Origin of the sequence: Nocardia sp. NPDC005998 (genome assembly GCF_040614395.1) — a bacterium.
Classification (GTDB): Bacteria; Actinomycetota; Actinomycetes; order Mycobacteriales; family Mycobacteriaceae; genus Nocardia.
This window is the reverse complement of the sequence record NZ_JBEXUI010000016.1, coordinates 76,192-88,097: the sequence shown is the minus strand read 5'-3', so window position 1 is coordinate 88,097 and position 11,906 is coordinate 76,192. Positions and strand designations below refer to the sequence as shown.

8 protein-coding genes and 1 pseudogene are annotated in these 11,906 nt (G+C 66.4%); 5 read left to right on the top strand and 4 right to left on the bottom strand.

Going from position 1 to position 11,906, the window contains the following annotated elements; translation table 11 throughout:
• Positions 1 to 191 precede the first annotated feature (191 nt).
• Positions 192 to 272: pseudogene (locus tag ABZ293_RS22365) on the top strand (helix-turn-helix domain-containing protein); the annotation flags it as partial.
• A 20-nt stretch (positions 273 to 292) separates the two neighbouring features.
• Here the strand turns inward: ABZ293_RS22365 and ABZ293_RS22360 are convergent.
• Positions 293 to 430 carry a hypothetical protein gene (locus ABZ293_RS22360; RefSeq protein WP_355183461.1) on the bottom strand — a complete coding sequence of 46 codons (138 nt, stop codon included), beginning with the start codon at positions 428 to 430 and terminating at the stop codon, positions 293 to 295.
• A 393-nt stretch (positions 431 to 823) separates the two neighbouring features.
• Between ABZ293_RS22360 and ABZ293_RS22355 the strand changes: the two genes are divergently transcribed.
• The gene (locus tag ABZ293_RS22355; protein ID WP_355183424.1) at positions 824 to 1,618 is read left to right on the top strand and encodes a transposase; all 795 of its coding nucleotides are present in this window, start codon (positions 824 to 826) and stop codon (positions 1,616 to 1,618) included.
• A 61-nt stretch (positions 1,619 to 1,679) separates the two neighbouring features.
• Here ABZ293_RS22355 and mycP read toward each other — a convergent pair whose 3' ends face one another.
• Positions 1,680 to 3,065: a type VII secretion-associated serine protease mycosin gene (mycP, locus tag ABZ293_RS22350; protein ID WP_355183422.1), complete on the bottom strand. Its 1,386-nt coding sequence runs from the start codon at positions 3,063 to 3,065 to the stop codon at positions 1,680 to 1,682.
• Entirely contained in the window at positions 3,062 to 4,561 is a 1,500-nt protein-coding gene (gene eccD, locus ABZ293_RS22345; RefSeq protein ID WP_355183420.1) for a type VII secretion integral membrane protein EccD, read from the bottom strand. Before eccD ends, mycP begins: the two co-directional genes overlap by 4 nt.
• Positions 4,562 to 4,684: 123 nt before the next feature.
• Between eccD and eccA the strand changes: the two genes are divergently transcribed.
• Together eccA and ABZ293_RS22335 are read left to right on the top strand one after the other, a co-directional pair.
• Entirely contained in the window at positions 4,685 to 6,520 is a 1,836-nt protein-coding gene (gene eccA, locus ABZ293_RS22340; RefSeq protein WP_355183418.1) for a type VII secretion AAA-ATPase EccA, read from the top strand.
• 97 nt (positions 6,521 to 6,617) lie between these two features.
• Positions 6,618 to 8,156: an IS1182 family transposase gene (locus ABZ293_RS22335; protein ID WP_355183455.1), complete on the top strand. Its 1,539-nt coding sequence runs from the start codon at positions 6,618 to 6,620 to the stop codon at positions 8,154 to 8,156.
• A gap of 462 nt (positions 8,157 to 8,618) precedes the next feature.
• Here ABZ293_RS22335 and eccB read toward each other — a convergent pair whose 3' ends face one another.
• Complete coding sequence (gene eccB, locus ABZ293_RS22330; RefSeq protein ID WP_355183416.1) at positions 8,619 to 10,034, bottom strand: type VII secretion protein EccB; 1,416 nt, start codon at positions 10,032 to 10,034, stop codon at positions 8,619 to 8,621.
• 151 nt (positions 10,035 to 10,185) lie between these two features.
• On the opposite strand from eccB, the gene eccE reads away from it, so the two are divergent.
• Positions 10,186 to 11,901: a type VII secretion protein EccE gene (gene eccE, locus ABZ293_RS22325; protein ID WP_355183415.1), complete on the top strand. Its 1,716-nt coding sequence runs from the start codon at positions 10,186 to 10,188 to the stop codon at positions 11,899 to 11,901.
• The last annotated feature ends 5 nt before the right edge of the window (positions 11,902 to 11,906 follow it).

The window sequence follows — 11,906 nt, the reverse complement described above, 5'->3', positions numbered from 1 at the left end:
TACCGAGTGCGTTGTCGCCACGAGTGTGGCGCTGAGGACGACGTGTTGAATAGTGGCTTTCTCTTGGCCCTTATGGTTACGCTTCGCTGCCGCTTCGGGCCTCACGCTCAGACTGCACCTATGACCTTTGTCGGCGATGGTCCGGTCGTCGCAGTCAGGGTATTTCTGTCGGTGGCTAGTGGGATGCTGTCGTGGTGGTGCGGCATACATCGTTTCGGTTCTGCTTGGACCCTACGGTCGAGCAGCGAGCGGTGCTGTCACGTCACGTCGGTGCTGCCCGGTTTGCGTTCAATCAGTGCCTGCACGTCGTGAAGTCGGCGTTGACCGCTCGCCGCACCGATCCGGAGACATCAGTGCCGTGGTCGGGTTTCGACTTGATCAACCATTTCAACCGGTGGAAGAAATCCGAGCAGGCCGGGCGGGTATTCATCGTCGACACCACCGGCAGTGCCACGATGTCGATAACCGGGTTGGTGTGGCGTGACCGGGTGTGCCAGCAGGTTTTCGAAGAGGCCGCGGTGGATTGTGGTCGTGCGTTGGCGGCGTGGTCGGATTCTCGGCGTGGTACTCGCCGAGGTCGCCGCGTGGGATTCCCACGCTTCAAGAAGAAGACCTCCGGGTATGGGTCTTTTCGGCTGCGTAACAAGCATTCTCGCAGCGGTCTACCCGCCATCCGGGTCGGTGACAACGACCGTCCGCGATCGGTGACGTTGCCCGGCATCGGTACGGTCGCGGTCCACGATGACACCCGCCGACTGCGGCGGATGCTCTCGATGGGACGGGCGAAGATCTTGTTCGCCACCATCAGCTCGCGGGCGGGTCGGTGGTGGGTCACGCTGAATGTGAAGGCGGCCGATCTGCACCTGCGCCTGCATCACAGTGCTCGGCAGGCCACCGATCGGGGCGGTTGGGGGGGGTGGATCGCGGGTTGTCGGCGTTTCTGGTCGCATCGACGCGTGACGGCACCGAAGTCGCCCGTGTCGATGATCCACCGAGGCCGATGGTTGCGGGGATGCGCAAGCAACGTCGCCTCGCTAAATCGGTCACGCGAAAGGTGAAGGGTTCCAACAACAGGCGACAAGCCGTCGCGCGACTGGGTCGTCATCATGCGTGGGTCGCCAATGTTCGTCGTCATTTCTTGCATCAGGTCACCACGGAGTTGGTCAAAACCCACGACCGGCTCGTTCTGGAAAACTTGAATACGGCTGGCATGTTGAGCAACCGCTGTTTGGCGCGCGCGATCAGTGACGCCGGTTGGGCCGAGTTCGCGCGCATACTCAGCTACAAGCAAGCCTGGCGCGGCGGCTCGATTGTCGTCGCTGATCGTTGGTTTCCGTCGAGTCAGATCGGTTCGTGCTGCGGTGACCGCAACACCGAACTGACCCTGGCCGACCGGACCTTCACCTGCACGAACGGACATCGACTCGACCGCGATCACAACGCCGCGGTCAACCTCGCCGCCTGGGGCGAACAACATCACAACACCCAGGCTCGGGCGCCCGAAGCGCGAGCCCCGGTCATCAATGTCCGCCGACGGGAAGGCGCTGGCCCACACATCCGTGTGGGTGAAACCAGCCCGAGTGACGCGGAAACCAACACTTATACCGCACTAGTGTGAGTCGAGGACGTCCGAGAAGGACGGTGTTCACCAACCCTCAAACCGGGTTGGGAGACACGCTTTAGTAGTCCACGCCTTCAGTGAGTCGGCGATGGCGGCGACCGCGGAACGCGACCGCCAGCGCTGCCCCAGCGGCGAGGGCCACTGCGCACGCGATCGCCACGATCAGGGCGATCCGGCGTGGGAGGGGGTCGACCGGACGCGCGACCTGCGGAGGTGCTACTGCTCTTGCGCGACTCGCGCCGTCGGCCGCAGACAGGTCGGGGATTTGGGCGGTCAGCGCCGCGACCGGGTCGACGATGCCGTACCCGAGCCGGTCATCGCGTCCAGGGCCGGGCGCATGGGCGGTGCGCACGACCCGCTCCATCACCTGTGCGGCGCTCAGATTCGGGAATCGCGACCGTACCAGCGCGACCACGCCCGCGACATAGGCACTGGCGAAGCTCGTGCCGTTGATGCCGTTGGTGGCTCCGTCGGCGGCGGCGATGCCGTTGACAAGTCCGGTACCACCTGGAGTGCTGTCGAGCGAATACAGATTCGTGCCGGGCGCGGCCACGCTCACCCATGGGCCATCGAGCGAGAACGACGACGGCTCACCGTTGTCATCGGTGGAGGCGACCGACAAGACGTAGGGGCTGAACCACGCCGGGCTGGCTACCGTTCTCACCGCATCCCAGCCGGTGCCGTCGTTCTGCGTCTTGCAGGCGCCGTCCTGTTGCACATTGCCTGCGGCGGCCACAACGACCACATCGTGCTCGTAGGCGTACTCCACCGCCGCCCCGAGCGCGCCGTCGCCGAGGTCCGTTCCGGCTGCCGCGCAGGCGACTTCGGAGATATTGATGACCGAGGCGTGTAGATCCACCGCTCGCTCGACGGCGAGAGCCAAGGTGAAGACATTGCCGAATCCACCGGACGACATGGTCACTGGACCCTGCCGGTTGTTGTAGTCCTTCGCCTCGTACTCCAGGCTCAGCTGCCGAATCGCCAGGATCGCCGCGTCCGGCGCGACGCCCGAGAAGGCGTCGTCCGGACTCGGCTGCGCGGCGATCAGTCCTGCGACGAGTGTGCCGTGCCCGTCGCAGTCGAGGGTCCCGTCGGTACCGGAGACATAGTCCCCGCCGGGAATCAAGGCCGGCAGCCGCGGATGCTGGTTGACGCCGGTGTCGATTACCGCCACCGTCTGCCCCGCACCGGTGCTGAACTTCCACGCCGACGGCAGGTCCAGAATCCGCTGCGCCCGCGGTGCCGTCTTCGGCAGCCCGCCGGTCAACACCGGTTTCGCGCACTGCGAGCGCTGCACGGCCTCCTCCGGTGGATGCGCGGGCAGCCCCGGCAGGGGCGCCGCGCCCGGATCGACGACCGGCGGCGGCACCGCCCCCGCCACCGGAACTCCGAAGACCGCCACCGCGATCGCCAGCACCGCGCCCACCCAGCGCTGGGGCTTCATAACCCGCGGGCCGCCGCGTAGAAGTCCATGATCCAGAACACCAGAGGCACGATGGCCACGATCATCAGGTACTCGACGATCTCCCCGGATCGCCGGGCGACCGGCGAGATCTCGAACAACGGCCCGCCGAAACCGACGACCATGGCGATCGCACCCGCACCCAGCAATACGCCAGCGGCCGTGATCGGGCCCGCGCCGCTGCCGAATCCGAGGCCGAGCAGCACCGCGAGCAGCGTGAGACAACCACCCGAGATCAGCGCGCATGCTTGTGTTCGGTCCGCGAACGCCCGCCCTCTCAGGCATAGGAGCACTCCGGCGACCAGCGCCAGAGTGACACCCTGCCAACGAGGTTCACCGGCAGGGTCGGCAGCCAGGACCGCACCGGCGACCGCGGCGATTGTCGCGCCGATGACAAAGCCGGACTGATACTCGTTGGCGACCCTGGCCCGCTCGGCCAGCCCCACTGCCGACGGCAACGCGGTCGCGCCGATCGCGCCGATGCCCTCGATCGTCGGACGCGGCTCGTGATCGGCCGGATCAATCGCGCCACCGGCTGTCGGGACGGGCGGTACCGGCAGCCGCGCGGCGGCCATCGCGACCCGCGCGGCCGCCGACACCGCCGCGAGCGCTGCCACCAGTAATCCCGCGCCCACCTTCGCGAGCGGGTTGTGCCACAGCATGGTCACCAAACCAAAGCCGACGCCGAATACCGACAGTGTGATGACCGCGGCGAACACCGTCGCGCCGACGCCCGTCAGCCGATAGGCGGCTACCGCGACGACCAATGTCACCGACACTGCCACCACAGTGTGCGGCGGACCGAGCGCGTCCGGAACAAACAGTGCCGCACCAGGTCCCACCAGCGCCAGCGCGCACAACGACAGCACGACAGATGCGCTCGCGAATATGCCGTTGCCTCGCTCCGAGGTGCCCGCCGCATACTTTCGCGCCATGATGAGCGCCGCGACCAAGGCCGCCACGCCAACCGCTTCCGCGACGGACCCCGCGACGACACCGCTGCCGCGTTGCTTCGCCACCACGAGCAGCACGAGTGCGCCCACAGCGGACAGCACGGCCGCGGCCTGGCCCATCACCGCGGCCGACGCCGCGTTCCATCCACGGAAGGTGCTCTCGGTCAGGCGCGCCACCGCGTCGATGACGTCGTCGAACAAGGCGGGCGCGTCACTCGTACCGGCCGCCCGCAAGACCAGCAACTCGCCATCGAACACGCCGGCGTCGGTCAGGGTGGCGTCCGGCGAAATCGGATCGTGGCCCAACCGCGCCAGCGTCCAATGCCTGGCGAGGACGGGCGCGTCTTCGGACTCGGTGGGGTCGTGGTCGCGCGAATCGATCATGTCGACCACGTCGGCCATGAACTCGGCCACCGGCACGGTCGCGGGTAGTCCCACGTCTATTTGCGTGTTGCCCCCCACCACGGAAACGCGGCACAGATCCGGCGCAGCGGCGACCGGATCCGACGTCAAAGCTTCGGTCATCGTCAAATCCCGTGATACTCATACATTTTGGTCCTGGGAAGTGTATCGGCACACCGATGGTTAAGCTGTCAAATATTGCCGGCACAGGGAGGTCCGGCGAGCACATTCATGGGAGCGTCATACATGTCCGGTGTCCGGCAAGCACAGCAAGTCTTCGATGCCGGTGTGTTGTCCTTGGGGCTGGCCGTCAACGGGCAGCAGAGCACGCCCGACCTCGAATACGCGAAGAAGGCCTTCCAACGCGCGACAGAGTGGGATCCCAGCATGGCCGACGCGTGGCTCGGCCGCACCGCCGCGGGCGAAGTCACGCGCGAGATCTTGTTCAATCTCCATCGGACCAGCGGATCGACGCTGGGACGCGAACAGCGTCGGCTGGGCCTGCGGCCGCGACAACTGGCGGGTCGATTCGTCGTGGGGCCTTATATCGACTACCCGTTGTCCAGCTACACCGAGGTCTGGCTGGCCCAGGCGACACAGCTCGTCGGCGAACGCCAATACGACGAAGCCGAGCGGGTACTCGACGAACTGGCCGCACACCGCCGCACACAGCCGTCCACGCCGGACACTGGGCTCGACGACCGGATCAGTGCCTATGTGCGAGCACACCTGCATTTCACCACCCAGCGGTGGAACGACGTGATGACGGTGTTCGCGGGCTCGGCTGACTGGGACGACGCCTATCTGGCTGCGGGCGCCAACATCATGGTCGGATCGGCGTGCGCGCAGCTGGGGCTGTTCGGCGAGGCCACCCGCCGTCTGGAGAAGGCCGAAGCAGGCCCGATCCCCGCGGCTCGCACCGCGGCGATGTATTGCCGCGGCCTCTGTCTGCGCGAACAGGGCCATGAAGAACAGGCACGGCAGATTTTCGAGCAGGTCTACTCCGAGGCCCCCGATTTCGAAGCGAATGCGGCCGCGATGCGCGACCCGAAGTTCCGCATCACCTTGACCTCTCGTGAGCAGATCGACAGCCGCACCGACCGATGGGACCCCGACTCCGCGCCCGACCTGGCCAAGGCCGAAGCCGAAGCGCAACGCAAGGAGCAGGATGACATCGCCAAGCGGACACTGCTGGATGCGCGCGCCGAACTCGACGAGCAGATCGGCCTGACCGCGGTGAAAACCCAAGTCGCCAAAATCCAATCCACCGCCATGATCGCCAAGCTCCGCGCCGAGAAGGGACTGGCCAGCATCCCCCGCGGCCAGCACCTTGCCTTCACCGGACCGCCCGGCACCGGCAAGACCACCGTCGCCCGCGTCGTCGCCAAGATCTACCGAGGACTCGGCCTGCTCCACACCGATCGCGTCATCGAAGCCAAACGAGTCGACTTCGTCAGCCAAAACCTCGGCGGCACCGCCATCAAAACCTCCGCCCTCATCGACACCGCCATGGATGGCGTCCTGTTCATCGACGAGGCCTACACCCTGATCCAAACCGGGCTCTCCGGCGGCGACGCCTTCGGCCGCGAAGCCATCGACACCCTGCTGGCCCGTATGGAAAACGACCGCGACCGCCTCGTCGTCATCATCGCAGGCTACGACGGCGAAATCGACCGGCTCCTGACCGCCAACGACGGCCTCGCCTCCCGATTCGCCAAACGGGTGAAGTTCGAGTCCTACACCCCCACCGAACTCGCGCAGATCGGCCAAGTCGTCGCCCGCAAACGCGACTCCATGCTCTCCCCCGACGCACTCACCCTCCTCGAACACGCCTGCCGAGACCTCTACGAACGACAACGCCCCGACGCCACCGGCACACCCCGACGCGCGATCGATCTCGCGGGCAATGGCCGATTCATCCGCAACGTCATCGAAACCGCTGAAGAAGAACGCGAATTCCGACTCACCGATGGCGGTGCCGAACTCGATCTATCCGACCTCGACGAAACCGCACTCATGCGCATCGAAGCCACCGACATGCGCAACGCCCTCGACTCCGTCCTCGCGTCCCTCGGTGGCTAGGAGAGTGCTGAATAACTCGGTGTGTTGACCCGGCCCGCAGGGCTGGGTCAACGAGGATGGCGGGGTGCAGGGTGAGGGTGGTTCGGATCCGCAGTTGATGGATGCTGCTGCGCTGGTTGGGCATTTGGTTCCGGCGGGCAGTGTGTTCGCGTTCCTGGCTGAGCATCGGCGTTCGCTGTTCCCTGCGGGGATGTTCGAGGACTTGTTCCCAAGCCGGACCGGGCGTCCGAGCCTGCCGTGCGAGGTCGCGGCATCGGTGATGGTGCTGCAGGCGCTGTGTGATCTGTCCGACCGGGAGACGGTGCAGGCGTTGCGGTGTGATCTGCGGTGGAAAGTGGCCTGCGGGTTGGCGTTGGACGATGAGGGTTTCGATCCGTCCACGTTGACCTATTGGCGGCGGCGGTTGGCGAAGTCGAACAACCCGAACAGGATCTTCGACGCGGTCCGCACCGTTATCGCTGAAACTGGTGTGCTGCAAGGTAAGACACGTCGGGCGTTGGATTCGGTGGTCCTTGACGATGCGGTCGCCACCCAGGATACGGTCACCCAATTGATCGCGGCGATCCGGCGGGTGCGGCGCGAGGTGCCGGGCGCGGCGGCGGTCATCGCCACGCAGTGCAGCGCCCACGACTACGACGATCCCGGCAAACCCGCAATCGCCTGGGACGACAATGCGGCTCGGGAGGCGTTGGTCTCGGCGCTGGTCAACGACGCGAACGCGGTCGTGAACACGTTGGCCGGCAACGACTTCGATGAAGATATCCGAGACAAGGCATCGCAGGCGCTGGCGTTGCTGGCGTTGATCGCCGGCCAGGACGTCGAACCCGCCGAGGACTCCGACGGCACCGACGGCCGGTGGCGCATCGCCGACAAGGTCACCACCGACCGGGTGATCTCGGTCGTCGATCCCGACGCCCGCCACATCCACAAAACCGTCCACAAACGACAGGACGGCTATAAGGCCCACGTCGCGGTCGAACCCGACACCGGACTGTTCACCGACGGTCGCCTCGCCAAAGGCAACGGCAACGACAACCACGAATCCGTCATCGGCCTGGACCTGCTCGCCGAGGAGAACGAGCCACGAGAGGTGCTGGGCGACAGCGCATATGGCACCGGTGACATGCGCGCCGAACTAGCCGGGCAGGGCCACACCGCGATCATCAAACCCTTTCCGCTGCGCCCGGCGGTCCCTGGCGGGTTCACCCTCGATGCCTTCACCCTCAACCACCACGACCGCACCGCGACCTGCCCGGGCGGGGTCACACGCTCGATCACCTCGAAACACAAGGTCGTCTTCGGGGTCGCCTGCCGCGGCTGCCCACTGCGCCAGCAATGCACCACCCGAACAGACGGCCGCACCCTCAACCTGCACGAACACGACGCCCACCTGCGTCGAGCCCGCCACGACTGGCGCGAGAACACCGACCTCGTCACCAGCTACCGCCGCCACCGGCCCATGGTCGAACGGTCCATCGCCTGGCTGATCGGCCCGAAAGGACGCTGCCTCAAACTGCGCTACCGAGGCATACCCGCCAACAACCAATGGCTGCACACCCGCATGGCCGCTCTGAACCTGCGCCGACTGCTCAACCTCGGACTCGACCGCATCAACAACACCTGGGCCATCGCCTGAGGGCGGTGAACCCGCGACCCCGACCAGCCCCGCACGTCATACTGATACCGGCGGGAAGAACGACCACTCTGTCGACCCTCACGAGGGCCTGACCTCACACACCGCACAGACGGCCTTGTCGGCGCTCTTCCCGCCCCAAAACCCGCTTATTCAGCACTCTCCTAGTGCCCCGTCCAGATAGATTGCTGCGCTACCCACTTCGACTGCTCGCCGAGTGTCATCAGGCGGTCGAATACGGCCTGCGCGACCACCATTCGACTACGTCCGACAGACCCCGGCCCAGGGGTGGGTACGGCAGGAGTCAGCTGGACGCGGCACCAGCCAGGAATCGATCAACGTTCCCTTGTGCGCGGTGCTCATCGGCCAGCCGCTCACAGACCAAGAATCCTGGAACTATGAACTATCGGTGTTCGGTTACCGATCGACTCCCAATACTTAGTGTCGTGATACCGGCCCTGGGGCTTACTTGCGGGGGTCGGGGAGGGTGTCGTGAGCGACGAGGGCGGCCGAGCGAGTGAGTTCGGGGCCGGGAATGAGCAGGCCGACGATCTCCCACGGGGCGAGCTTGGGCTCGGCAGGCATGCCGAGCATTCTCGCGGTGCCCAGATCCGGTATGCCGTAGCGGATTCCGGTGTCGGCGATGTAGAACAGACCGTCGCGCCGGACGCTGCCCGGCACGATGCCGGTGATCTGCACGAACTCGCCCGACGAGGGGCGAACGTAGGCGGCGTCGATTCGGTCTGGACCGACACCGCCGCTGGCCATCGGCACGGGTGTCGCGGAGGCGGGCAGCGGCCAGGTCTTGGCCGCGGTCAGGCCGATCGTCGCGTCACGGTCGTCAGCGGGCTTCGACCATGAACTGCACACCACCGGGAAGTCGTCGGCCGAAAGCACTTTCGGCCGCTGTACCGGAAAGTCGTTGAGCGCCAGCGTGTTCACTACCGGAACACCGCTCAGCGCGTCCGGTGTCACCTGGATGACGTCGCTGTCCCCGACCGAGTTGGCGTTGCGGAGCACCTCGGCCGCGAACGGGGAGATCGGTTGCACCCCGGTTGTCACCGCCACGTACAGCTCGCTGGAATTGATGCCATTGACCTTGATCACCGAGCCGACTTTGGCGCCCATCACCGGCCCTGGCTGACCTGCCATCGGCACTGTGGGTACGGCAATCGCGGGCACCGGGACGGTAGCGTCGAGCAATCCCGCGCCCACCGCGCGCGGTTGTGCGCCCGCGAGCTTCAATGACCGGGCGATCACGTCGTCGGTGAGATCGACCTGGGCGTGCTTGCCGTCGTACAGCAGATAGGTTGTGCCGTGGACGGACACGAGGACCGCCTCATCGCGGCCCAGTGGGTGCACCGACCGATCTTGTCGCGGCCGCCCCGCGAACACCAGCGTCGACGCGCCCGAGACCGGTGTCGTCGTATCGCACGCGGTCCAGTCCGAATCGGACTCCGCCGCACCCGGCAACGTCGCGGGCGCACCCGGAATTCCCAGCATCGGGCCACGCGGGTAGCCCATGAGCTCGGATTCCTTGACCGACGTCGGTGCCGCATCGGCGCCCGCGATCAATCGGGCCGAGGCCAGGTTCAACGCCGGATGCAGCGTCCCGTTCAGCATCACGTAGAGCGCACCGCTGTCCTTGCCGACGATGACGGCATTATTGTCCACGGCACCCTGCGGATGCAGAAAGCTCAGGATCGCGGCCCCCGCCACCCCGAGCAGTCCCAACACCAAACCCACCACAAGTGAACGCCATTGCACGCGCATGGGATCGTGCAGCATCCGCACGTCCCGCCGGATCAACGCGTGTTCGAGCCTCCTAATCAGAAAACGATATCCGTTGACTTGCGCTCGAGTTGTCAACTGCGAAGCCACGACAACGCTCCTCGGCAATTTTGATTCTCGATGCGACGAGTTATCTTGGGGTGATTCAACTCTCGACGCGGCGAACCGTATTCGGTGGTTACTGCAAAGCTTTCGACACGGTACCGTAGTGCCACATTTCCCGGTACGGAAAGAGTCCCCAATGGTGGCCACCCAACCGACTGCTTGGCCGAACACGGCTTCGGCGAGCCAAGAGCAGCGCCCCGCGAGTGCCCTGCGCTCACCCGAATTCTGGCTGTTCCGCCGATGGCCGTTGCCGGTCGTACTCTCGGCCGCCGTAGTCGCGTTCGCCTCGTCACTGGTCGCGGCCGTCGTCGACAGCGAGCCGCTGGTCGTCGCGGCCGTCGGCGCAACGGTGTTCCTGCTCGGCGTGGTGCCGGTCCGGGGCAGCGGCATTCCGGCCCACATCGGCGCGCGTGCGCGGTATCAGTGGAACCGCCGCCATCTCAGAACCACTCGCTATCACCCCCCGTTCGATATCGCCCAACCCGATCTGGACGGCAGTCAGTACGGAATCCGGTGGGACGGCGACTGTCTGCTCACGATGCTGCGCATCGACGGCCCCGCCCGCGGCGTGAACCTGCTCGGCCCCGGCGTGCTCACGACCGAGAATGCCGTGCCACTGGACGAGATCGCGCGCTGCCTCACGCAGTTCGACATCGGCCTGGACGCGATAGACGTCAACTGCGTAGGCGGCCGCGCGACGGGTGAGGGCGGCCCGATCGCCCGGCTCTACAGTCAGGTGCTGGGGCCGCTGCCGTCACCGTCATGGCTCACCGTGTGGCTCACTCTCCGGCTGAACCCGTTGACCAACGCCGAGGCCATCGCAGGCCGCGGCGGCGGCGAGGCGGGTATGACCCGCACCGCCGCCATCGCCACCTGTCGAGTCGCCAACCGGCTCGCCGCGCGGGGACTCGAGGTCACGGTGCTCACCGCACACGAAATCGACCGTGCCGTACGCCATCTCGCCGATGGCGTACGCGGCGAATCGCTGGTCGAGCATTGGCGCGGCGCCGAGCAAGACGGAATCCACTTGACCACCTACGAACTCGACTCGGCCCGTCTCGACAGCGCCGCCCTCGCCGAAGTCTGGACCGTGGCGAGCGTATCCACCACACTCATGCTCCGACTGCGCCCCGCGCCGCTCGCGGGCGGCCGCGAAGGCGACTTCGCCCTCACCACGCTCGTCCGGTTCAACACTCGACAGCCGCTGGAGCACCCGCCGATGCCCGGACTACGCCCGCTCGCGGGCAACCAGTACCGCGCGCTCGTCGCCACGCTGCCATTGACCACTCAGAAGTTCGGCCCGCCCACCAGTGTCTGCTTCGGCCCGGCACAATCCCTTGCCGCGCTGGCGGTTCCGTCGAGCGGAGTCGGCCAACTCATCGGCGCCGACGATCTCGGCCGCGGTGTCGCGATCCCGGTAGTCGCTCCGGGCCTGCGTCGCGTGGAGATCATCGGCGTGCCACTGGCCCAGCAGGTGCTCCTGCGCGCCCTGGCGGCCGGCGCACGCGTGCTGGTGTACACCTCACGTCCTGATGCATGGCATTCCCTGGTATCCGGAGTCGCCGAGCCCGCCGCGCTCAGCCTCGCAGGCGCGGCGGGCTCGGCCCAGATCGCCCCGAATGTCATTGTCTACGACGGTGTTCCGCCGACCGCGCACGCCTCCCAGGCCACCACGGTCCACGTGCACCCCAGCGGCACCGCACCCCGCTACCCCGACGCCGAGGTGACTCTCACCCAATCCGAGGCTGCCAACATCGTCACCATCCGAACCCCCACCGGTTCCACCACCGTCCGCATGATCTCCATCGCCGACGAAATGCGCTACCTCACCTCGGCCTTCACCCACGACTGACCGGA